At 68.6% G+C, this 22,205-nt stretch carries 18 protein-coding genes and 1 pseudogene; 13 read left to right on the top strand and 6 right to left on the bottom strand.

Annotation, left to right across the window (positions count from 1 at the left end; translation table 11 throughout):
• Nucleotides 1-3: 3 nt before the first annotated feature.
• The 4 genes from E0H73_RS07610 (at nucleotide 4) to E0H73_RS07595 (ending at nucleotide 3,087) form a co-directional block, all read left to right on the top strand.
• Nucleotides 4-924, top strand: a complete 921-nt coding sequence (locus E0H73_RS07610) for an SMP-30/gluconolactonase/LRE family protein (RefSeq protein WP_131352776.1) — start codon at nucleotides 4-6, stop codon at nucleotides 922-924.
• Nucleotides 925-1,038: 114 nt separating this feature from the next.
• On the top strand, nucleotides 1,039-2,001 hold the full coding sequence (locus tag E0H73_RS07605) for a hypothetical protein (RefSeq protein ID WP_131352775.1): 963 nt from the start codon (nucleotides 1,039-1,041) through the stop codon (nucleotides 1,999-2,001).
• A gap of 41 nt (nucleotides 2,002-2,042) precedes the next feature.
• On the top strand, nucleotides 2,043-2,381 hold the full coding sequence (locus E0H73_RS07600; RefSeq protein WP_131352774.1) for a hypothetical protein: 339 nt from the start codon (nucleotides 2,043-2,045) through the stop codon (nucleotides 2,379-2,381).
• Between the two features lie 22 nt (nucleotides 2,382-2,403).
• Entirely contained in the window at nucleotides 2,404-3,087 is a 684-nt protein-coding gene (locus E0H73_RS07595) for an aminoglycoside 6-adenylyltransferase (protein ID WP_131352773.1), read from the top strand.
• A 143-nt stretch (nucleotides 3,088-3,230) separates the two neighbouring features.
• Here the strand turns inward: E0H73_RS07595 and E0H73_RS07590 are convergent, their stop codons facing one another.
• The 3 genes from E0H73_RS07590 to E0H73_RS07580 all read right to left on the bottom strand — a co-directional run bounded on the left by E0H73_RS07590 (nucleotide 3,231) and on the right by E0H73_RS07580 (nucleotide 7,400).
• Nucleotides 3,231-4,670 (bottom strand): Nramp family divalent metal transporter, encoded by a 1,440-nt coding sequence (locus E0H73_RS07590; protein ID WP_131352772.1) that lies wholly within the window; start codon nucleotides 4,668-4,670, stop codon nucleotides 3,231-3,233.
• A 77-nt stretch (nucleotides 4,671-4,747) separates the two neighbouring features.
• The gene (locus tag E0H73_RS07585; RefSeq protein ID WP_131352771.1) at nucleotides 4,748-5,188 is read right to left on the bottom strand and encodes a YdeI/OmpD-associated family protein; all 441 of its coding nucleotides are present in this window, start codon (nucleotides 5,186-5,188) and stop codon (nucleotides 4,748-4,750) included.
• Nucleotides 5,189-5,198: 10 nt separating this feature from the next.
• A complete protein-coding gene (locus E0H73_RS07580; protein WP_238163876.1) occupies nucleotides 5,199-7,400 on the bottom strand; it encodes an MMPL family transporter in 2,202 nt (733 codons plus the stop codon).
• 161 nt (nucleotides 7,401-7,561) lie between these two features.
• Here E0H73_RS07580 and E0H73_RS07575 point away from each other — a divergent pair, with 161 nt between their 5' ends.
• From E0H73_RS07575 to E0H73_RS07550, 6 genes are all read left to right on the top strand, one after another.
• Entirely contained in the window at nucleotides 7,562-8,929 is a 1,368-nt protein-coding gene (locus E0H73_RS07575; protein WP_131352770.1) for an MFS transporter, read from the top strand.
• Complete coding sequence (locus E0H73_RS07570; RefSeq protein ID WP_131352769.1) at nucleotides 8,926-11,061, top strand: molybdopterin oxidoreductase family protein; 2,136 nt, start codon at nucleotides 8,926-8,928, stop codon at nucleotides 11,059-11,061. The genes E0H73_RS07575 and E0H73_RS07570 overlap by 4 nt, the downstream gene beginning before the upstream one ends.
• Nucleotides 11,058-14,945: a nitrite reductase large subunit NirB gene (gene nirB / locus E0H73_RS07565; RefSeq protein ID WP_131352768.1), complete on the top strand. Its 3,888-nt coding sequence runs from the start codon at nucleotides 11,058-11,060 to the stop codon at nucleotides 14,943-14,945. The genes E0H73_RS07570 and nirB overlap by 4 nt, the downstream gene beginning before the upstream one ends.
• A gap of 76 nt (nucleotides 14,946-15,021) precedes the next feature.
• Nucleotides 15,022-15,396 carry a nitrite reductase small subunit NirD gene (nirD, locus tag E0H73_RS07560; RefSeq protein ID WP_131352767.1) on the top strand — a complete coding sequence of 125 codons (375 nt, stop codon included), beginning with the start codon at nucleotides 15,022-15,024 and terminating at the stop codon, nucleotides 15,394-15,396.
• On the top strand, nucleotides 15,383-16,513 hold the full coding sequence (locus tag E0H73_RS07555; RefSeq protein ID WP_238163875.1) for a uroporphyrinogen-III synthase: 1,131 nt from the start codon (nucleotides 15,383-15,385) through the stop codon (nucleotides 16,511-16,513). Before nirD ends, E0H73_RS07555 begins: the two co-directional genes overlap by 14 nt.
• Nucleotides 16,510-17,283, top strand: coding sequence for a sirohydrochlorin chelatase (locus E0H73_RS07550; protein WP_202867246.1), 774 nt, complete (start codon nucleotides 16,510-16,512; stop codon nucleotides 17,281-17,283). The genes E0H73_RS07555 and E0H73_RS07550 overlap by 4 nt, the downstream gene beginning before the upstream one ends.
• Here E0H73_RS07550 and E0H73_RS47095 read toward each other — a convergent pair.
• Nucleotides 17,266-17,685: pseudogene (locus E0H73_RS47095) on the bottom strand (dihydrofolate reductase family protein); the annotation flags it as partial. The gene E0H73_RS07550 and the pseudogene E0H73_RS47095 sit on opposite strands and share 18 nt — an antisense overlap.
• A gap of 156 nt (nucleotides 17,686-17,841) precedes the next feature.
• Between E0H73_RS47095 and E0H73_RS07540 the strand changes: the two are divergent.
• The gene (locus E0H73_RS07540) at nucleotides 17,842-18,072 is read left to right on the top strand and encodes a hypothetical protein (RefSeq protein WP_131352765.1); all 231 of its coding nucleotides are present in this window, start codon (nucleotides 17,842-17,844) and stop codon (nucleotides 18,070-18,072) included.
• 58 nt (nucleotides 18,073-18,130) lie between these two features.
• Here E0H73_RS07540 and E0H73_RS07535 read toward each other — a convergent pair whose 3' ends face one another.
• Nucleotides 18,131-18,514, bottom strand: coding sequence for a MerR family transcriptional regulator (locus tag E0H73_RS07535; protein WP_131352764.1), 384 nt, complete (start codon nucleotides 18,512-18,514; stop codon nucleotides 18,131-18,133).
• Between the two features lie 68 nt (nucleotides 18,515-18,582).
• Here E0H73_RS07535 and E0H73_RS07530 point away from each other — a divergent pair, with 68 nt between their 5' ends.
• Together E0H73_RS07530 and E0H73_RS07525 are read left to right on the top strand one after the other, a co-directional pair.
• On the top strand, nucleotides 18,583-19,746 hold the full coding sequence (locus E0H73_RS07530; protein ID WP_131352763.1) for an acyl-CoA dehydrogenase family protein: 1,164 nt from the start codon (nucleotides 18,583-18,585) through the stop codon (nucleotides 19,744-19,746).
• Nucleotides 19,747-19,753: 7 nt separating this feature from the next.
• A complete protein-coding gene (locus tag E0H73_RS07525; RefSeq protein ID WP_131352762.1) occupies nucleotides 19,754-21,283 on the top strand; it encodes an acyl-CoA carboxylase subunit beta in 1,530 nt (509 codons plus the stop codon).
• Here the strand turns inward: E0H73_RS07525 and E0H73_RS07520 are convergent.
• Nucleotides 21,280-22,200 carry a phosphotransferase family protein gene (locus E0H73_RS07520; RefSeq protein WP_165555526.1) on the bottom strand — a complete coding sequence of 307 codons (921 nt, stop codon included), beginning with the start codon at nucleotides 22,198-22,200 and terminating at the stop codon, nucleotides 21,280-21,282. The two genes, E0H73_RS07525 and E0H73_RS07520, sit on opposite strands and share 4 nt — an antisense overlap.
• Nucleotides 22,201-22,205: the final 5 nt, after the last annotated feature.

Below are 22,205 nucleotides of genomic sequence, written 5' to 3'. Positions count from 1 at the left end.
CTGATGACCATCCTCGAGCCGTTGGCCGGAACCGCGCCGGCCGTCTGGGAATCGCTGGACGACCGGTTCGCCGGCATCCGTGGGGACAAGTTGCTCGAGCGGTTGTGGACCGGTGGCCGGTGGGTGGAGGGGCCGGTGTACTCGCCGGCCGGCCGCTACCTGCTCTGGAGCGACATCCCGAACGACCGCATCCTGCGCTGGGACGAGACGTCGTACCAGGTGTCGGTGTTCCGGCAGCCGGCCGGGAACACCAACGGGCACACGCTCGACACCGAGGGCCGCCTCGTCAGCTGCGAGCACGGGAACCGCCGGGTCACCCGGACCGCGCACCACGGCGCAATCACGGTGCTGGCCTCGGAGTACGACGGGAAGCGGCTGAACAGCCCGAACGACGTGGTCGTGAAGCGGGACGGCTCGGTCTGGTTCACCGACCCGGCGTACGGGATCGACAGCGACTACGAGGGCTACAAGGGCCAGATCGAGACCGGCGGCTGTCACGTCTACCGGGTCTCGACCGACGGTGTGCTGACCCGGGTCGCCGACGACTTCAACCGGCCGAACGGGCTGGTCTTCTCGCTGGACGAATCGTTGCTCTACATCACCGATTCGGAGGAGGGGACGATCCGCGTCTTCACCGTCGAGGGCGACAAGTTGTCCGGCGGAGACCTGTTCGCCGAGTGCGGCAACGGGATCTTCGACGGCATCCGCCTCGACACCGAGGGCCGCATCTGGGCCTCGGCGGCGGACGGTGTGCACGTCTACCACCCGGACGGCACGCTGCTCGGCAAGCTGCTCGTGCCCGAGACCGTGTCCAACCTGACCTTCGGCGGCGCGAAGCGCAACCGCCTCTTCATGACCGCCACGACCTCGGTCTACTCGGTCTTCACCACCGTCAACGGAGCACCGCAGCCGTACCAGCGCTGATCTCCCTCGGCGGAGGGAGACGGTTGGTTCTCCGGATGGATCCCTGGCCGCTGGCTGAATGGAAACGTCTTCTCGGTGGCCCGCACACGGCGGGCCGGCCGAGGAGGGGTTCGCGTGAGAAGCCGGAGATTCGTACGGCGGTTGGTCGTCGGAGCACTGGTGTTGATGGTGACGGCCGGTGCCGTGCCGCCAGCGGTTGCTGCTGGCAACAACCATGGGGGTACGACGGGCGTCATGCGGGTGGTCGGGGCGGGCGGTGGCACGCTCGGACCGGAATGGCGCGACTTCGCCGGGGATCCGGTCAGGTTCGAGATCGACGGGCGGGCCACCGACCCGCTGCATCCGTCCGGCACGTTCCATGTCGTGCACCGCAAGCCCGACGGCAAGTTGCTCGCGGAGTTCAGTGGCCCGATCACCAGCCTGAAGGCGGTCGACGAGGTGGCGGTGGTCACCGGGGTGATCGACACGGCCGACAACCCGGGTCTGCCGCTGGAGATGGTCGGGAAGAACATCTCGCTGACCGTGTACGACGGCGGCCGGCAGGACCGGATCAGCTGGATCTGGGGCTTCTTCGGCGCCCCGGTGAGCCTGTTGCAGGGCACCGCGCCGACGTTCCCGCTGACCGAAGGCGGCTTCCAGGTACACGGCGTGCGGCAGGCGCCGGGGGCTCACCCGGCAGTTGCGGTGCAGGCGGCCGACGGCGGGACTACGGTCGCCGCGCTGCTAGGTGATTCCAAGCTGCGGTTCCGGATGGCGGCTCGGGTTCCGGCCGGCGGCAACCCGACGGAAGTTCAAGGGAACTTCCACTTCGCGGATCGGCGCGGCTCCGGGGTGGACGTCGAGGGCCGGATCGGCTGCCTGGTCGCCGGCGGCCCGGTGGCGGTCGCGACCGGCGTGGTGACCGCGTCGAACGACCCGGCGAAGGTCGGCAAACCGGTCTCGTTCTCGCTGAAGGACGGCCGGATCGACCGCCTGGGGTGGATCTGGGGCTTCGCCGCGGACGCTCCGCAGATCGTCGACTGCCAGTCGGTCGTGCCGTCGTACGCGCCACGCTGGGGCGGTCTCGTCGTCCGGTAATTGCCAGGAGAATGCGCCGGACAACCAGTAGCGTGACTGCGGTGTGGGTTCAGGACGACGTACGGACGAAGGATCAGGTGTGGCGGGCAACGGCCTTCCTGGTCGTGATCGCGAATCTCGTGCTTGCTGTGGTCGAGATCGTCCACTACGCCGGAGCGGACGCCAGTTGCCCGACGGACGTCACGGAGTACCTGGAGTGCAGTCACCGCACGCTCGACGTGATGGACGACTCGTACACCTGGATGACGATCGCATCGATTCCGTTGCTGCTGGGCGTGTTCCTGCCGCTGCGACCGAGTACGACGCCGTGGCGGATCGCCTGTGTCGCGGTCCTGGCGCTGTCCTTCGTCGTCCGGCTGATCCTGATGCTCACACACTGACCACGCACCCCGAGGAGGAGTTGTGACCACACCGATCGACCAGGTTCCCGCGCACCTTCGGGAGATCGCGCAGGCCGTTGTCGCCGAGGCCGCGGCCGACGAGCGGATGCTGGCCGTCGTGGCCGGCGGATCGATCGCGACCGGGACGAGTGACGAGTACTCCGATCTCGATCTGGTGCTGGTCTGCACTCCGGAGGGGCAGGCAGCCTGCCTGGCCGAGGCAAAGACCTTCGCCGGGCGGTTGGGGACGCTGCTGACGAGCTTCACCGGCGAACACGTCGGCGAGCCGCGGCTGCTGATCGCGCTCTACGGACCGCCACTGCTGCATGTCGACCTGAAGTTCGTCACGCCCGACGATCTGCGTCGCCGGGTCGAGGACGGCCTGGTGCTCTGGCGGCGCGACGACACCGTCGACACGACTCCCGGCGGGGCGGCGCAGTGGCCGCAGCCCGATCCGCAGTGGATCGAGGACCGGTTCTGGGGGTGGACCCATTACATCGGCGTGAAGATCGCGCGGGGCGAGTTGTTCGAGGCGATCGAGGCCTGGGCGCGCTGCGTTCGGCCGCGATCGCGCCGCTCGCTGTCCACGGTCGTACGCCGAAACCGTCCGGTGTACGGCGGTTGGAGACGTTGGCCCCGGAGCTTGTGCCGGAGTTGCGCCAGACCGTGGCGACGGCGGACCGCGACGACTGCCTGCGGGCCTTGAAGGCGGCGGTGGAGCTGTATCGCAAGGTCCGGGACAGCAGTGGCGTCGCGGTCGAACGCCGTACCGAGGCCGAGCGGGTTGTGGCCGAGTTCCTGACCGACTTCAAGTGACCCCGGGGTACGGCGTACCCCGGGGTCCCAGGGTCAGAAGTTGTTCTTGATCTGGTCGATGACGGTGAACACGGCGAGGAACCCGAACGCCAGGAACGCGAACGCCATCACCAGCGTGCGGACCAGGTTGATCCGGATGGCCTGCGGCAGGGCGCGGGAGTTCATGTACCAGAGCAGACCGGAGTACACGAACATCATCGTGCCCGCGGTACAGGCGGAGATCACCAGCAACACCAGCGGCTGGGTCAGGCCGGCCAGCAGCACGATGATGCCGAAGGCAACCAGTCCCCAGACCAGCCAGAAGTACAGCTTGGATTCGCTGACCGCCGAGTCGCGCAGATAGCGGGCCTTGATCATGTCCGAGGCCAGCCGCGAGGTGTAGTCGACGATGCCGGCCGCGGCCGCGAACAGTGCGAACGCACCGATCGCCCAGAACAGGTAGCCGAACCAGTCGCCGACCAGGGACTGCAGCGTGGTGCCCTCGATCTTCAGGAAGCTGATGCTGTTCTTGACGGTCTCGTCGCCGAACAGGGTCGCGTGCGCCAGCATCGAGGTGAACACGATCGTGAGCACTGTGATCGCCACGAATGTCGCGAGCTGCTCGATGTTGGCGAACTTCCACCAACGCCTCCACCGGGCCATGTTCGCCTCGTCCGGTTCGAACACGTAGCCGTTCGCGGACGGGTCGGCCTCGGTCTCGCCGGTGATCGGCGAGGTCAGCCGCGGCACATGCACACCCATGCCGAATCCCTTGTCCCGGATCCAGTTGCTCTGCACCAGGTTCTGGCCGCCGCCGGCACCGGCGTACGCGATCGCACCCATGATCAGGGCGAAACCGAGCTGGTCGGCCGGGAACTCCGGGTGGGTGACCGCGTCGCCGAGCGCGTGGTAGGTCTTCGCCCGGATCGCGAAGATCAGCGCCAGGATCACCAGCAGGGCGACGGCGAGGATCTTGACCAGGATCAGCCGCTCCAGCATCACGTAGACCACCGGCGCCAGGGTCAGGATCACGCCGATGACGACCAGGATGCCGATCGCGATCCAGCGCGGATCGCCGGCGCCGAACAGGTACGTCAGCATCGAGGCCGAGCTGGTCGCCCAGCCGGGCCACATGTTCGCGAAGTACGTCATGATCGCGAAGAACAGGCCCCAGTGCTTGCCGAACCGGTTGAAGCCGGTCAACGCTGTCTCACCAGTGGCCAGCGTGTACCGCTCGATCTCCATGTTCAGGAACCACTGGACGATCACGCCGACGACGGCGCCCCAGAGGAACACCAGGCCGACCTGACTGGAGATGTACGGCCAGAGGATGAACTCACCGGACGCCAGACCGACACCGGCACCGACCATGCCGGGGCCGACGATCTTCCAGGTCTGGCTGGGTGGTTCGGGTAGGTCACGCACCTGCGGCGCGGGCAGGTTCTTGGTGGGCAGTGCGAATCTGCCGTGGTCAGTCGATCTCGTGTCAGCCATAGGCTCCTCACTTCCTCGACCCCCTTTTTGGAGGTTAACGAAGTCGACGGGTACAGGCGACCCGACACAGCCACGACTCAAGAGGACTTGAGCATTTCCAGCACCTTGGTGATTCGACGGTTGCGCGTTTCTGGCTTCTTCGCGTCGTTGATCGCGCTCACGTGCTCGCGGCGGTGGCTGTAGCTCAGCGCATCGAAGGCCTTCCGCAGACCGGCGTCCTCGAGCGCCGCGGCGAGATCAGCCGGAACCTCGACGGTCCGCTCGGCCGCGTCCCGCGTCAGCGTGACGGTGACCGGATCGCCGGCGCCTTTGCCCAGCTCGGTGCGGATGCTCTTCAGGATGCCGAGCGCCATGCAGCCGCCCATCGACGCGATCGAGCCGCGGTACGCGATGCCGTCGAACGTCGCCTGCACCGGGATCCGCCCGCCGCCACCGAGCCCGGCGATCACCTCGCCCGGCACCTCCACCCAGGCGCCGCCCCCGTCGTTCACCACGATCGTGCCCTCGAACGTCTCCATGTGACGCACCCTAGGACGAGAGTTTGCTCGGCCACCAGACCCGCTTGCCGATGTCGTACGCCAGCGACGGCACCAGCAGCGAGCGGACCACGGTCGTGTCCAGCAGTACGCCGAACGCGACCATGAACGCGATCTGGACCAGGAACAGGATCGGCAGCACCGCGAGCGCCGAGAAGGTCGCCGCGAGCACCACCCCGGCCGACGTGATCACACCGCCGGTGACCGCCAGGCCGACCAGGATTCCCGGTCTTGTCCCTTGTTCTCGCGATTCCTCCCGCACTCGGGTCATCAGGAAGATCGAATAGTCGATGCCGAGGGCAACGAGGAAGACGAACGCGTAGAGCGGGATACTCGGGTCCGCGCCGGGGAAGTCGAAGATGTGGTTGAACGCGATCGCGCTCACCCCGACGGTCGCGCCGAACGAGAGCACGTTCGCGACCACCAGCAGCACGGCCGCGACGATCGAGCGCAGCAACAGCATCAGGACGACGAAGATCACCGCCAGGATGGTCGGGATGATCACGCGCAGATCCCGTTTGCTGGCGTCGAGTACGTCGAGGTTGATCGCCGTACTGCCGCCGACCAGGACGTCCGGACTGACCGTGTCCAGCTCGGTGCGCAGATGCTCGACGACCTTGGTTGCCTCCGGTGAGTCGGCCGGGACCTTCAGCGTGGCCTGGACCAGCACCTTCCCGTCGACAACCTTAGGCGGTGCGCCGGGAGCCACCGACGCGGACGCCGTAGCAACGCCGTCGACCTTGGACGCGACCTGGACCACTTGGTCAGCCTGGTTGGACGGTGTGAGGATCTGGACCGGCGTACCGGCGCCGGCGTCGAAGTGCTGGCCGAGCACCTCCTGGCCGGTGACGGACTCGACCTCGTTCAGGAACAGGTCCTCCTGCGACGTACCGCTCGCCTTGAACGTCGGCAGGAACGCGGCACAGGCGAGCAGTGCCAGCACGGTGATCACCCAGACCCGGCGCGGACGGCGGCCGACGAGTCCGGAGACGCGGCCCCAGAGCTTGCGGCCGCCGACCTGGTCGCGGGCGTGTACGTGGTCGAGCCGCGGGATCGACGGCCAGAAGATCCGCCGCCCGAAGGCGAGCAGGATCGCGGGCAGGAACGTCATCGCGGAGATGAAGGCGCCGGCGATACCGATCGCGCCGACCGGGCCGAGACCCTTCGTACTGCCGAGCTGGGAGAGCAGCAGGCAGAGCAGACCGAGGATGACGGTCGCCGCGCTGGCCGCGATCGGCTCGACCGCGGCCCGCCACGCGATCCGCATCGCCTGGTACTTGCTGGCGTAGTCGTGCAGCTCTTCCTTGTACCGCGACACCAGCAACAGCGAGTAGTCGGTCGCGGCTCCAACGACGAGGATGAACAGGATGCCCTGACTCTGCCCGTTCAGTTCGAGTACGTCGCTCTTGGCCAGCGGATACACCACCAGCGCGGCGAGGGCGAGGCCGAAGACGGCGGTGAGCAGAACGGCGATCGGCAGGACCGGACTGCGGTAGACGATGAGCAGGATGACGAAGACGACCGCGAGTGCGACGCCGAGCAGGATCCCGTCGATGCCGCTGAACGCCACGACGAAGTCCGCGAACACACCACCGGGGCCGGTGACGTAGACGTCGAGACCGGTCGGAGTCAGGGTCTGCTTGATCTCGGTGCGCATGGTGTCGGCGACCGCGAACAGCACGGTCTCGCCGTCCTTGACCACTTCGTCGGCCCGGTCGCCGTCGATCTCGACCGTGAGCAGCAGCGCCTTCTTGTCCTCGGACGGGACGATCGTCGTGGCCGGTGCGGCCAGATAGTCGCCGATCGTCTTGCCGTCGCCGAGGTCCATCGCCGGGACGGAGGCCAGGAAACGTTGAGCGTTGGCCAGATCCGTCGGCGTGATGCCGGAGTCGCGCACGATCAGGACGAAGTACGGCAGAGCTTTGGAGTCGACGAACTTGGCCGACTCGTTCGCGACCAGGGTCGACTCGGCCTGTTTCGGAAGGAAGTTCGCGTTGTCGTTCTCCTGGACCTCGCTCAGCTTGCCGACCGTCGGACCGCCGAGTGACCCCAGCACCAGCCACCCGATCAGCACCGCCGCGATCGCCGCCCGCCACGCCCAGCGGCTCCGGCTCTTGCCACGCCGGCTGCCGCTGTCAGGGCTCTGCTGCTCGTCTTGTTCCACCGCTGTCCCCTCGCCGTCGGTGCGGCCCACGAGTAGGCACAGTACCCAGGCCCGGCCACGTCTTCTCTCACCACCCACCGGCGGGTGTGCGGGAGCCGTTTCTGCGGCGTAACAACGAGATGACCACTCGGAAACACCCCGGTCATAGCGTCCTGGCCTACTAAGTGAGGCCGGATGATCGGAGACGCACGATGACGCTCGAGGCACGACCGGAGGTCGTCACTCACCGCGACCGGACCGGGACGGTCGGCACGGTCGAGGCGCCGCGCCGCGGCCGCTGGATCGACGTATGGGACCCCGAGGACGCCACCTTCTGGGCGCGAACCGGTCGCCGGGTGGCGCGCCGCAACCTGTGGCCGTCGATCTTTGCGGAGTTCCTCGGCTTCTCCGTCTGGCAGCTGTGGAGCATCGTCGTGGTGTCGATGCCCAAGGCGGGCTTCACCTACAGCACCGATCAACTGTTCTGGCTGGTCGCGCTGCCCAGCCTGGTCGGCGCGACGCTGCGGCTGCCGTACACGTTCGCGGTGCCGCGGTTCGGCGGACGGAACTGGACCATCGTCTCCGCGCTGCTCCTCCTGATCCCGACGGCCGGACTTTCCTACTTCCTGACCCAGCCGGACACGCCGTTCTGGCTGATGGCGCTGGTCGCGGCCACCGCAGGCGTCGGCGGCGGCAACTTCGCGAGCAGTATGACGAACATCTCGTTCTTCTTCCCGGAGAAGGAGAAGGGCTTCGCACTCGGCATCAACGCGGCCGGCGGGAACCTCGGTGTCGCCGTGGTCCAACTGGTGGTGCCGATCGTGATCGCGGCCGGAGCCGGGCTCTCGCTGAACCGGGCCGGGCTGCTGTGGATCCCGCTGATCGTGCTGGCCGCCGTCCTGGCCTGGAAGGTGATGGCGAACCTGTCCGTCGCGACCTCGTCGTTCCGGACCTCGGTGACGGCGGCGAAGCGGCCGCACACCTGGATCATCTCGTTCCTCTACATCGGCACCTTCGGGTCGTTCATCGGCTTCTCGGCCGCGTTCCCGCTACTGATCAAGACCACGTTCCCGGACGTCACCGGGGCCAACATCGCCTTCCTCGGCGCGCTGGTCGGCTCGGTCGCTCGGCCGTTCGGCGGCAAGCTCGCCGACCTGGTCGGCGGCGCCCGGGTGACGGTCTGCTCGTTCGTGGTGATGGGCCTGGGCATCCTGGCCGCGATCGTCTCGCTGAACGCGGGCAGCTTCGCCGGGTTCCTGATCAGCTTCCTGTTCCTGTTCGTCGCCAGTGGTGCCGCGAACGGATCGACGTACCGGATGATCCCGGCGGTGTTCCGGCTGACCACGCCTGGCGACCCCGGCCGGGCGCGGCGCGAGGCGGCGGCCTGCATCGGCATCGCCTCCGCGGTCGGCGCGTACGGCGGCTTCCTGGTCCCGCGCGGCTTCGCGATGTCGACGAGCCACTTCGGCTCGTTGATCCCGGCGCTGTACGTCTTCTGCGGCTTCTATGTGATCTGCCTGGCCGTGACGTACTTCTGCTACCTCCGCAAGGGTGGCCCGCTGAGTGGGGAGCGCGTGTGACGGCTGTCCCCACTCACTGCCCGTACTGCGCCCTGCAGTGCGCGACGACCCTGGTTGACCGGCAAAGCGTTGTGTCGGTGCAGCCGCGTGCCATTCAAGCATTTGAGGGTGGCCCGACCAATCGCGGCGGGCTGTGCCGGAAGGGCTGGACGGCGCCGGAGGTCCTCACGGTGCCGGACCGGCTCACGACGCCGCTGATGCGGAACGCCGCGGGTGAGTTGGTGGCGGCGAGCTGGGACGAGGCGCTGGACTTCGTCGCGGATCGCATCCGGTCGCTCCAAACGTCGTACGGCCCCGACAGCGTGGCGGTCTTCGGTGGTGGTGGGCTGACCAACGAGAAGGCTTATGCATTGGGCAAGTTCGCCCGGGTCGCGCTGAAGACTGCGAACGTCGACTACAACGGACGGTTCTGTATGTCGTCCGCGGCGGCCGCGACGAACCGTGCCTTCGGCATCGATCGCGGGCTGCCGTTCCCGCTGGCAGACCTCGGTGGTGCGGATGCGGTGCTGCTGGTCGGCAGCAACATCGCCGAGACGATGCCGCCGGCGGTCGCGCATCTGCAGGGCGCGCGGGACGCTGGTGGGCTGCTGGTCGTCGATCCGCGTCGTACGGCGACTGCCGGCCTGACCGCGGACGACGCGGGCATCCACCTGCAGGCGACTCCGGGGACTGATCTGGCGTTGGTGCTCGCGCTGACGCACGTCGTACTGCAGGAAGGGCTTGCGGACACGGCGTACCTGAGTGAGCGGACGGACGACCCGGAGGGGTTGATCCGCTCGACCGCGGCGTGGTGGCCTGAGCGGGCCGAGCGGGTGACTGGTGTGCCGGCCTCGACGATCCGTCGGGCGGCGCGGGTGCTTGCGGCTGCTGCGCCGGTGCATGGTGGTGCTGGTGTGTTCATCCTGACCGGGCGTGGTGCTGAGCAGCACAGCAAAGGCACGGACACGGTGACTGGGTGCATCAATCTGGCGCTGGCGCTTGGTCTGCCGGGGCGGCTCGGGAGTGGGTACGGCTGCATCACCGGACAGGGAAACGGTCAGGGCGGTCGGGAGCATGGTCAGAAGGCTGACCAGTTGCCTGGGTACCGCAGCATCGCTGACCCGGCCGCGCGGGCTCACGTTGCCCGGGTGTGGGGTGTGGATCCCGACGAACTGCCTGGTCCGGGCAAGAGCGCGGTCGAGTTGATCAACGCGTTGGGTACGACGGGTGGTCCGCGGGCGCTGCTCGTGCACGGGAGCAATCTCATGGTGTCGGCGCCGCGGCTCGCATCGGTGCGGGAACGCCTTGCTGCATTGGACTTGCTGGTCGTCGCAGACGTCGTACCGTCCGAGACCGCACTGCTGGCGGATGTCGTCTTTCCGGTGACGCAGTGGGCCGAGGAAGAGGGCACCATGACGTCGCTCGAGGGCCGGGTACTGCGGCGTCAGGCTGCTGTCGCACCGCCTGGTGAGGTGCGGAGCGATCTGGCGGTCTTTGCTGGGTTGGCCTCTCGGCTGGGGTGTGGGGCGGCGTTTTCGACTGACCCGGCTGAGGCGTTCGAGGAGCTGCGGTTGGCGAGCGCCGGTGGGAAGGCTGACTACTCGGGGATCACCTGGGAGCGGATCGACGCGGGGGAGGCGTTGTTCTGGCCTGTTCCTTCTCCAGGGCATCCGGGGACGCCGCGGTTGTTCGCGGACGGATTCAGTACGCCGGATGGGCGGGCGCAAGTGGTGGCGGTGGACCATCGGCCGGTTGCGGACGATCTTCACGCCGCGGCGCCGATGTATCTGGTGACCGGGCGGCTGTTGCAGCACTATCAGAGTGGGGCGCAGACGCGGCGGGTGCCGGAGTTGGCGGCTGCCGAGCCGGAGGTGTTCGCGGAGATCCATCCGCGGGTGGCGGCGCAGTTGGGGATCGCGGACGGGCGGCCGATGCGGTTGCGGACCGCTCGTGGGTCGATGGTGCTGGCGGCGCGGGTGACGGCGGATGTACGTCCGGACACGGTGTTCGTGCCGTTCCACTTCGGTGGTGCGGAGGCGGTCAATGAGCTGACCAACGATGCGCTCGATCCTGTGTCGCGGATGCCTGAGTTCAAGGCGTGTGCCGTCGAGGTGAGCGCCGCGAGTCTGCCGGCGACTGGAGTGTCCGCATGAGCTCGCGCGTGGTGATCATCGGCGGCGGGATGGCCGGTCGGCGGTTGGCCGGGCTGTTGCCGTCGTACGACGTGACGGTGCTGGGCGACGAGCCGTCGTACAACCGCAGCCGCCTCACCGAGTACGTCGCCGGCCGCACGCCCGAGCCGACCGTCGGCGATGAGCCCGTCACGACCGCGGTCGCTGTGGACCGCGACCGCCGCGTGGTAAGGGATTCCACCGGACACGAGTGGTCCTACGACCGGCTGGTGTTTGCGACTGGTGCGGTGCCTACCGAGGTCATTGCAGCTCACACCCTGCGTTCCGTGGATGACGCCCGGGCTCTCGTTGACGCGGCTGCTCGGGTACGGCGGGTGGTTGTGCTTGGTGGCGGTGTGCTTGGTGTGGAGACTGCCTGTGCTCTGCGCGGGCGCGGCGTGCCGGTCACGCTGGTGCATGACGGCGAAACGCTGCTGAACAAGGCGGTTCGAGGACCGGCGGGGCGGCGGGTTACGCGGGCGGTTCGCGAGTTGGGTGTGGAGGTTTTGCTCAACGCGACGGTTGAACAGGTTGCGTCGCGGGATGGGCAGTTCCGGGCGTTGAACCTGCGTGGCGGGCGGCAGGTGTTCGGGGACTTGCTGGTGGTGGCTTGTGGGGTGCGCGCGCGGACCGAGCTGGCGGCTGGGCTGACGGTGCGGGACGGCATCGTTGTCGACCACACGTTGACGAGTCCGGACGATCCGCGGGTGCATGCGATCGGGGATTGTGCCGAGGTTGACGGCTGGGTCAGCGGGACGGTCGCGTCCGCGTGGGGTCAGGCCGAGGCGCTGGCGCGGCAGCTGAACGGTGAGCCGGCAGGTGTCCCGGAGTACGACGTGCTGCGGCTGACTGCCGGCGGGCTCGACGTACTTGCCTTGGGCAACAAGGACGAGGATGGGGAGGTGGTGCGGCTCGAGGACGGTGAGCGGTATGTGCGAGCCGTACTGCGGGATGGTGTGGTCCGGTCCGCGGTCGCGATCGGGGCGCCCGAGGTGGCCGCGGAACTGGTGCTGTTGGCGGACCGGGGGACGCCGGTCGCGGCGGACGGGTTGCTGGCGGATCCCGTCGTACCGAAGAAGAAGGTGACCACCGTCTGCCGTTGCAACGGGGTCACCAGGGCCGCGATCGAGGCGGCCTGGCGTGGAGGTGCCGACAGTGTCGCCGGCATCGCCGCCACGACGCGGGCGACGACCGGGTGCGGCAGTTGCGCCGGCGCCGTCGGCGCACTGCTCGACCGCTTCCGGCGCGGCGAGACCGAACCAGTCCCGAGCAGGAGGGCGACGATGACAGAGCTGAAGAAGGCCCGGCACGTGGTTGTGGTGGGCGGTGGCATGGTCGCGCACCGGCTGGTAGAGGCACTGCGATCCCGCGACACCGAGATCCAGTGGCGGATCACTGTGCTGGCCGAGGAACCACGGCTGCCGTACGACCGGGTCGCGCTGACCAGCTACTTCTCCGGCCGCGACCCGCACGACCTCTCGCTCGGCGAGCCCGAGCTCTGGGACGACCCAGCGGTGACGCTGCGGAAGGGTGTGCAGGTCACGTCGCTCGATTCCACCGGCAAGACCGTCACGACCGCGCGCGGCGAGCAGATCGGGTACGACGAGCTCGTGCTGGCGACCGGCTCGTCGGCGTTCGTCCCACCCGTGAAGAACAACGACGCGCAGGGCTGCTTCGTCTATCGGACCATCGACGACGTCGCCGCGCTCCGGGTCTACGTGGAGCGGCTGAAGTCCGAGGGCCGGCAGGTCAGTGGTGTGGTCGTCGGCGGTGGCCTGCTGGGGCTGGAGGCGGCCGGCGCGCTGCGGGCGTTGGGAGCTGCGACGAAGGTGGTCGAGTTCGCGCCGCGGCTGATGCCCCTGCAGGTCGACGAGGGCGGTGGCGCTGCTCTCGCCCGGCTGATCGAAGGACTGGACGTCGAGGTGCTGGTGTCGACGCAGTGCAACCGGGTGAAGCTGACGTCCCAAGGTGCGGCCCACGCGATGGCCGTTGCCGACGGCCCTGATCTGCCCGCGGACGTGGTCGTGTTCGCGACCGGCGTACGGCCGCGGGACGAGCTCGGCCGGGCGGCCGGTCTGGAGATCGGCGAACGCGGTGGCGTCGTGGTGGACGAGGGCTGCCGTACGTCCGTGCCGGGCGTCTGGGCGATCGGCGAGGTCGCCTGCATCGAGGGCCGGGTCTGGGGATTGGTTGCCCCCGGCTACACGATGGCCGAGATCGTCGCCGACCGGCTGCTCGGCGGTGCGGCGACGTTCCCGGGTGCGGACACCTCGACCAAGCTGAAGCTGCTCGGTGTCGACGTTGCCAGCTTCGGCGACGCGTTCGGCGCGACCCAGGGCGCACTGGACATCGTGTACGCCGACCCGGTCGCCGGCGTCTACAAGAAGCTCGTGCTGTCCGACGATGCCCGGACGTTGCTCGGCGGCATTCTGGTCGGCGACGCCTCGGCGTACTCCGGACTCCGCCCGATGGTCGGCCGTGAGCTCGGGGCGGACCCGGCGGCGTTCCTGCTGCCCGAGGGAGCGGGGCCGGTCAAGCTCGAGCTCCCGGACGACGCGCCGGTGTGCTCGTGCAACAACGTCTCGGCCGGCGCGATCCGGTGTTCGGTCCGTGACGACGGCTGCACCGACATCAAGTCCGTGTGCGGCAAGACCAAGGCCGGGACCAGTTGTGGCTCCTGCCTGCCGATCGTGAAGAACCTGCTGAACTCCGAGCTCACCAAGGCCGGTGTCGAGGTCAGCAAGGCACTGTGCGAGCACTTCGCGTTGTCCCGCGCCGAGCTGTTCGACGTCGTCCGGGTGACCGGGCTGCGGACGTTCAGCGAGATCGTCGAGCGGCATGGCAGCGGACGCGGCTGCGACATCTGCAAGCCGGTGGTCGCGTCGATCCTGGCCAGCCTGGACCCGGCCGGTCACGTCCTCGACGGTGAGCGGGCGACGCTGCAGGACACCAACGACCACGTGATGGCGAACCTGCAGAAGGACGGGACGTACTCCGTCGTTCCACGGATCCCGGGCGGTGAGATCACCCCCGAGGGTCTGATCACAATCGGCGAAGTGGCCCGCGACTTCGGCCTCTACACGAAGATCACCGGCGGCCAGCGGGTCGACCTGTTCGGCGCGCGGATCGAGCAACTGCCCGCGATCTGGAAGCGGCTGGTCGACGCCGGCTTCGAGTCCGGGCACGCGTACGGCAAGGCGCTGCGCACCGTGAAGTCGTGTGTCGGCTCCACCTGGTGCAGGTACGGCGTACAGGACTCCGTCGGGATGGCGATCGCGCTGGAGCTGCGGTACCGCGGGCTGCGGTCGCCGCACAAGCTCAAGCTCGGGGTGTCCGGGTGCGCGCGGGAGTGTGCCGAGGCGCGCGGCAAGGACGTCGGCGTGATCGCGACCGAGAAGGGCTGGAACCTGTACGTCGGTGGCAACGGCGGTATGACGCCACGGCACGCCGAACTGCTCGCGACCGACCTGACCGACGAGGAGCTGTTCCAGGCGATCGACCGGTTCCTCATGTACTACATCCGCACCGGCGACCGGCTGCAGCGGACCGCGGTGTGGATCAACGACATCGAGGGCGGTCTGGATCACGTCCGGGACGTCGTACTGAACGACAGCCTCGGCATCGCCGCCGACCTGGACGCCGCGATGGCCGCGCATGTCGACTCGTATGTCGACGAGTGGCGGGCCACCCTCAACGACCCCGACAAGCTGGCCCGGTTCGTCTCGTTCGTGAACGCGCCGGACCAGCCGGACGCCGACCTGCGGTACGTGGTCGAGCGCAACCAGCCGCGGCCCGCCACCCAGGCCGAACGCGGACAGCTGGAGCCGGTGCTGCTCGCCGGCCCCCGATTGGAGGTACGCCCGTGAAGGAGCGAAGCGAGTTCACAATCGAGCACAGTGCTCTTCGTGCCTCATCCGCGCCCGGAGCGAAGCGAGGACGTGGATGAGCGTCGTGACCGCCTTTGTGGTGTGTGAGTACGACGTGCTGCTGCCCGAGCGTGGGGTCGCCGCGTTGGCCGGTGAGCTGCAGCTCGCGATCTTCCGGACCCACGCCGGCGAGGTGTTTGCTCTGGGCAACCAGGATCCGTTCAGTGGGGCGAATGTGATGTCGCGTGGCATCGTGGGGAGCAGAGGCGAGGTGCCGACGGTGGCGTCGCCGATGTTCAAGCAGGTCTTCGACCTGCGCACCGGCGAGTGCCTGGACGATCCGTCGGTGTCGCTGCCCGTGTACGAGGTCGAGATCGTCGACGGACGGGTGATGGTGAAGCGACCGGGGTGGTGGGGCGGGGAAGGCCTTGAGACCAGTGAGCACGGCTAGGCCAGGGCCGCTGAGCGGCTGCACGATCGCGGTCACCGCGCACCGGCGCGCGGAGGACCTGATCGCGGCGTTCGAGCGGCGCGGCGCGAAGATCCTGCACGCGCCGACGCTGCAGATCGTGCCGGTCGCCGACGACCACGCGCTGCTCGAGGCGACCCGGCGGGTGATCGCGAACCCGCCGGACGACGTTGTCGTCACCACTGCGGTCGGGTTCCGCGGCTGGATCGAGGCCGCGGACAGCGCCGGTCTGGCCGCGGACCTGCTCGGGACGCTCGAGCAATCACGGATCCTGGCGCGTGGGCCGAAAGCGCGTGGCGCGATCCGGGCCGCCGGACTGGTCGAGCACTGGTCCGCGCGGTCCGAGACGACGGCCGAAGTGGTGGACTGGCTGCGCGACCAGGGTGTCAGCGGCCGGAAGATCGTCGTACAGCTGCATGGGTTGTCTGATCCGGCGCTGCAGGACTCGCTGCGCACGGCTGGAGCATCGGTGCGTGGGCTGGAGGTGTATCGCTGGGGTCCGGCGCCCGATCCCGTTCTGGTGGAGCGGATGATCGGTCAGATCGGCACGGGTGCGGTGGACGCGGTGGTCCACACGTCCGCGCCCGGTGCGCAGGCCATGCTCGATTCGGCGGCTCTCACCGGACAGTACGACGCTCTGATCGCGGCGCTGAAGTCCGGCCGGGTGCTGAACGCCTGTGTGGGTCCGGTAACCGCGGGGCCGTTCGTGAATCTGGGTCTGGAGCCGTTGGTGCCGGACCGCTTCCGGCTGGGTGCGTTGATCCGGATCGTGACGGATCGGCTCACCGACGACAATGCGCGGTCGATCGAGACCGAGCACGGGCAGTTGGTGATCCGTGGCGGGGCCGCGGTGCTGGACGGCGTCGTACTGCCGCTCGGTCCCGGTCCGCGTGCTGTGTTGGCCGCTTTGGTGGCGGCCGGAGGTGATGTGGTGTCGCGGCCGGCGTTGCTCGCGGTGCTCCCTGGTGCTGAGGACGTGCATGCGGTGGAGGTCACGGTGAACAGACTCCGGACGGCGATCGGGAAACCGGAACTGGTGCGGACGGTGGTCCGGCGCGGGTACCGGCTGGCGGTCGAGGCGGCCGGGGTCCCTTCGTGATCGACCTGGTCGCGGTCGCGCACGGGACTGCCGATCCGCGCGGTATCCAGGTCGTTCACGAGTTGGTCCGGATGATGGCGCGGCAGCGTCCCGGCGTACCGGTATCGCTGGGTTTCGTGGATGTCGACGTACCGGCGCTGCCGTCGTTGGTGCGGCGGGTTGTTGCCGACAGCAATCAGGCGGTCGTGGTGCCGCTGCTGCTCAGCTCCGGCTATCACGTGTACGTCGACGTGGCGGCCGAGGTGGACCGCTACCCCGGCCGGGTCCACGCGGCCGCCGCCCTCGGCCCCGATCCGGTCCTGGCCGACATCCTCGCCGACCGCCTAGGCGACCTGTCTCAAGTCGACCACGTAGTCCTCGCTGCAGCCGGCTCCTCCGACCCCCGAGCCCTCCAAGACTGCTCAACCACAGCCGAGTTCCTATCCACTCGCATCGACCGCCCAGTAGACGTCGCCTACATCTCCGGCACCACCAACCCCCTCACCACAGTCCTCTCCCAAACCCCAGCCCGCACAGCCGTAGCGACGTACCTCCTGGCCCCCGGCTTCTTCGAAACCCTCCTCCACCGCCGCGCCCCCGGCCACCCCATCAGCCCGCCCCTAGGCGCAGACCCCCGCCTCGCCGCACTAGCCCTGCGCCGGTACGACGAAGTCCAGGTGCTGGCTCACGCCGCCAGGGCTGTAGGTGTTGATGACTACTCCGGTGGTGGTGGTTTCGGAGTCTTCCAGGGTGAGCGGCTGGTGGAGGTCGCCGAACAGTTGCTGACCTGAGCCGAGGGTCAGTGGGTGGATGAGGAGGATGTAGCGGTCGATCAGGTCGGGGATGGAGCGGATCAGGTGGCCGCTGCCCAGGACGATCAGGTCGTGCTCGGTCTTCAGTTTCGGGATGTCGTCGACGGTGATGACGTGGGAGTTGGACCAGGCGGGGTTCGTCAGGGTCGACGAGACGACGTACTTCTGCTGGTTGTTGAGGGCCTCGGTGTACGGGTTGTCCGGCTGGTTCGGCCAGAAGCCGGCGAAGTCGTCGTACGTGCGGCGCCCGAGCAGCATCCCGCCGAACCGGCGGCCCCGCCCGAGCACGCGGCCCATCGCGTCCTGGCTGTACGGCGTCGCCCAGCCGCCGTGCCGGAATCCGTCGCGCGGGTCCTCGTCCGGCCGGCCCGGCGCCTGCATCACACCATCCAGGCTGACGTTGCACACCACCGTGATCTCACCCATGACGACCTCCTCGTGTCGGTCCTTTCACCCTCTACACGAACGCGGATGCGGCGAATCGACACCAAGCCAGAGCTGCTTGCGTGGGTGGTGGACAGGGAGCATCGTGGAGGCGTGGGTAGGACGAGGTGGGAGGACCTGAGCACAGCGCAGCGGCGGCTTGTCGTCGTTGGTGTGGTTGTCGAGGCGGTGTTGAAGATCGCCGCGCTGGTTGATCTCGCGCGTCGGCCTGCTGGGGAGGTCAACGGCTCCAAGGTGCGCTGGGCGCTCGTCATCACGCTGGTCAACTCGATCGGCATCGCACCGCTTGCCTACTTCAGGTACGGGCGGCGCAAGATCACGTAGTTCGGAGGCCACGATGCCTGACGGCCGAGGTCGCCTCCCTCGAGCGTGCGCAGCGGCGCTAGCCACGGAGTGATTTGAGGTCGGTCTGGCAGCGGGCCTCGACCTCGTCCAGTTCCTGGAGGGTTTCGTCGATGTCGCGGCGGCGTTGTTCGAGGTCGGCGCGGCGGTGGGTGATCTGGTCGAGGAGGTAGACGAGTTGGCCCTCCTCGCCCGGCTCGGCGTCGTACATGTCGACGATGGTGGCGATCTCGTCGAGGGAGAAGCCGAGGCGTTTGCCGCGCAGGATCAGGCCGAGGCGGACCTTGTCGCGGGAGTGGTACACGCGGACGGTGCCGCGGCGCTCGGGCGTGAGCAGGCCGCGGTCCTCGTAGAACCGGATCGTGCGCAGGGTGACGTCGTACTCGGCCGCCAGTTCGGCGATCGACCAGGTCTGAGCGGGCACCCGGATATTGTGCACGCACCCCACTGTGCTTTACGTTTACGTAAGCGTCAAGCACAGAGGAGTGCGTCATGTACGAGCTGTCCGAGGAGCACCGCGAGTTCCGCCGCAGCGTGCGCGACTTCGCCGAGGCGGAGATCGCCCCGCACGCGGCCGAGTGGGACCGCAAGCACTACTTCCCGGTGGAGGTCGTGCAGAAGATGGGCCGGCTCGGCCTGTTCGGGCTGACCGCCCCGGAGGAGTACGGCGGCTCGGCCGGTGACTTCACCAGTCTGTGCGTGGCGATCGAGGAGATCTCCCGCGTCGACCAGTCGATGGGCATCACCTTGGAGGCGGCGGTCGGGCTCGGGATCAACCCGATCCTCACCTTCGGCACCGACGAGCAGAAGGCCACCTGGCTGCCTGACCTGGTCGCGGGCCAGAAGCTGGCCGGGTTCGGGCTGACCGAGCCGGACTCGGGCTCGGACGCCGGCGCGACCAGGACCCGCGCGGTGCTCGAGAACGGCGAGTGGGTGATCGACGGCTCGAAGCAGTTCATCACCAACTCCGGCTCGTCCATGACCTCGTGCGTGACCGTGACCGCGCGGACCGGCGAGAAGGCGGACGGCAAGCCCGAGATCTCCACCATCATCGTCCCGAGTGGTACGCCGGGCTTCGCGGCCGAGGCGGCGTACGACAAGCTGGGTTGGCACGCTTCGGACACGCATCCGCTGTCGCTCAGTGGCTGCCGGGTCCCCGAGGCGAACCTGCTGGGCGAGCGCGGCAAGGGGTTCGCGCAGTTCCTCGCGACGCTCGACGACGGGCGGGTGGCGATCGCCGCGGTCGCGCTCGGCTGCATCCGGGCCTGCCTGGAGATGTCGGTCCAGTACGCCGGCGAGCGCACGACGTTCGGGGTGCCGATCGGGCGCAAGCAGGGTGTCGCGTTCCAGATCGCGGACCTCAAGGTGATGGCGGACGCCGCCGAGCTGCTCGTCTACCGCGCGGCCGCGTTGAAGGACGCCGGCGCGTCGGTGCAGGACTTCAAGCAGGCCGCGTCGGTGGCGAAGCTGTACGCGACCGAGTCCGCGGTGACCGCGACCCGGATCGCCACCCAGGTGTTCGGCGGCTACGGCTTCATGGAGGAGTACCCGGTGACGCGGTTCTACCGGGACGCGAAGATCCTCGAGATCGGCGAAGGTACGTCGGAAGTGCAGCGGATGCTGATCGCCCGGAGCCTCGGGCTCCCGGTGGAATGATGTCTGCATGACCCACGATCACTGGACCGAGGTCAAGGTCGCTCGCGAGGCGACCCTGGCGCCGCCGGAGAAGGCTGCGGCCAAGCTCGCGAGTCAGAACAAGCTCTACGTCCGCGACCGGATCGCGCTGCTGGTCGACGAGGGCAGCTTCGTCGAGGACGCGCAGTTGGCCAACGCACTCAACGCCGGCCTGCCGGCCGACGGCGTGGTCACCGGCCGCGCGCTGGTCGACGGCCGGCCGGCGCTGATCGTCGCGAACGACCCGACCGTGAAGGCGGGGTCGTGGGGTGCGCGGACGGTGGAGAAGATCGTCCGGATCACCGAGGTCGCACTCCGCGACGAGCTGCCGATCTTCTGGCTGATCGACTCCGCCGGCGCGCGGATCACCGACCAGGTGGACCTGTTCCCCGGCCGTCGCGGTGCCGGGCGGATCTTCCACAACCAGGTCGCGCTGTCCGGCAAGGTGCCGCAGATCTGCTGTCTGTTCGGGCCGTCGGCGGCCGGTGGCGCCTACATCCCGGCGTTCTGCGACCTGGTGATCATGGTCGACGGCAACGCCTCGATGTACCTGGGTTCGCCGCGGATGGCCGAGATGGTGGTCGGCGAGAAGGTGACGCTGGAGGAGATGGGCGGTGCGCGGATGCACACCAGCGTCTCCGGCTGCGGCGACCTGCTCGCCGCCGACGACACTGAGGCGATCGACCTCGCCCGCACGTACTTCTCCTACCTTCCCGGTTCATGGCAGTCGCGGCCGCCGTCGTACGACGCTGCGCCGCCGGCCCGGGACTTCACCCGGGACCTGGTGCCGGCCGAGGAGAGCGTCGGGTTCGACATCCATGATGTGATCGACGCACTGGTCGACGCGGACACGTTCTTCGAGGTCAAGCCGGCGTACGCGCCGGAGCTTGTCACCGGGTTCGGGCTGCTGGCAGGGCAGGTGGTCGGGATCGTGGCGAACCAGCCGGCCGTCAAGGGTGGCGTGCTGTTCGTCGACTCCGCGGACAAGGCGGCGCGGTTCATCTGGCTGTGCGATGCGTTCAACGTGCCGCTGGTGTACCTGTGCGACGTACCGGGGTTCATGATCGGCAGCGAGGTCGAGCGGGCCGGGATCATCCGGCACGGCGCGAAGATGATCACCGCGGTGTCGGAGGCGACCGTGCCGACGGTGTCGGTGATCGTCCGCAAGGCGTACGGCGCCGGTCTCTACGCGATGTGTGGACCCGGCTTCTCGCCGGATGCGTGCGTTGCGTTGCCGACCGCGAAGATCGCGGTGATGGGTCCGGAGGCGGCGATCAACGCCGTCTACTACAACAAGATCCAGGAGATCGCCGACGAGGGCGAGCGGGTCGAGTACGTGTCCCGGCTGCGGGAAGAGTACGAGACCGACATCGACATCCTCCGCCTGGCCGCGGACCTGGTCATCGACGCGATCGTCGAACCGGAAGACCTCCGCACCGACCTGATCGCCCGCCTCGCCGCAGCCCAGACCAAAGACCGCCACTTCTCCACCCGCCGCCACGGCGTCCCGCCGGTCTAGAACTCCTTCAGCCGCTCGCCGAGACCGGTGAGGTAGCCGACCAGGGAGTTGCGCCAGCCGGTCACCAGGTGGGTGCGGTCGGCGTCGAGGTCGGGGTCGATCTCCCAGCCGGCGAACGGCCCGTGGGTGAACCAGGCGATCGCGTTCGTGACGCGATGGAGGGCCGCTGTGTCCGGCCGCGCGCCGTACGTATCGAAGAAAGCGCCGGGGAGCTCGCCGCCGTTGATCAGGTGGATGCGCTCGTCGAGGGCGGCGATCTCCTGGCCGGGATCGGCGACGCGGGCCTGGTCCCAGTCGATCAGGGTGGTCTGTGACGTGCCGACGATGATGTTGGCGAGGAAGACGTCGCCGTGCAGCAGGGCGGTCGGAGCCTGCCGGAGCCGCTCCGCGTGGTCGTCGATCACCGCGTGCAGGCGGGGGAGGTGCGGGAGTACGAACGAGAGGTTGGGTTCGAGGCGAGACTCGGCGTCGACCAGGAGCCGGTGGAGATCCTCGACCGGATCGGTCGGGCGGAGGACCAAGCTGTCGGGTCCGAAGTCGCCGGACAGGCCGCTGGGGAAGCGGACGGCGTGGACGCGACGGAACGCCGTACCGACCGACCTCCACCTGGCGTCTGTCATCTTGTCGATCACCGTGGACAGCATGTCGCCGGGGACGTAGTCGTACAGCGTTGCGAAGTCGTTGCCGCCGAGCAGCACCGGCGCCTGTACGTCGTGGTCGGCCAGGAAGCGGGCTCGGCCCAAGGGAAGTGGACGGGACTCCTGCCGGTGCCGCAGGACGACCTGCCGGGTATCGGCGAGTGTCGCGCGCAGTACCTCGTGGTCGAACCCGTGGCCGCGCATTGGCTCGACCGAGCGCACTTGAGCCAGACCGGCCGCGGAGACGAGGTCGTGGAGCAGGCGCTCGGTGGCTGGCATACCCT

The sequence above is a fragment of the Kribbella pittospori genome, from assembly GCF_004331465.1.
In the GTDB taxonomy this organism is placed as follows: Bacteria; Actinomycetota; Actinomycetes; order Propionibacteriales; family Kribbellaceae; genus Kribbella; species Kribbella pittospori.
This window is presented reverse-complemented; position numbering and strand designations above follow the sequence as displayed.

Bases quoted from the DNA above. Each gene is read 5' to 3' on its own strand.
- E0H73_RS07610 (WP_131352776.1), top strand. From the start codon at position 4: ATGACCATCCTCGAGCCGTTGGCCGGAACCGCGCCGGCCGTCTGGGAA.
- E0H73_RS07590 (WP_131352772.1), bottom strand. From the start codon at position 4,670: ATGGCTGACACGAGATCGACTGACCACGGCAGATTCGCACTGCCCACC.
- E0H73_RS07585 (WP_131352771.1), bottom strand. From the start codon at position 5,188: ATGGAGACGTTCGAGGGCACGATCGTGGTGAACGACGGGGGCGGCGCC.
- E0H73_RS07575 (WP_131352770.1), top strand. From the start codon at position 7,562: ATGACGCTCGAGGCACGACCGGAGGTCGTCACTCACCGCGACCGGACC.
- nirB (WP_131352768.1), top strand. From the start codon at position 11,058: ATGAGCTCGCGCGTGGTGATCATCGGCGGCGGGATGGCCGGTCGGCGG.
- nirD (WP_131352767.1), top strand. From the start codon at position 15,022: ATGAGCGTCGTGACCGCCTTTGTGGTGTGTGAGTACGACGTGCTGCTG.
- E0H73_RS07530 (WP_131352763.1), top strand. From the start codon at position 18,583: ATGTACGAGCTGTCCGAGGAGCACCGCGAGTTCCGCCGCAGCGTGCGC.
- E0H73_RS07525 (WP_131352762.1), top strand. From the start codon at position 19,754: ATGACCCACGATCACTGGACCGAGGTCAAGGTCGCTCGCGAGGCGACC.
- E0H73_RS07520 (WP_165555526.1), bottom strand. From the start codon at position 22,200: ATGCCAGCCACCGAGCGCCTGCTCCACGACCTCGTCTCCGCGGCCGGT.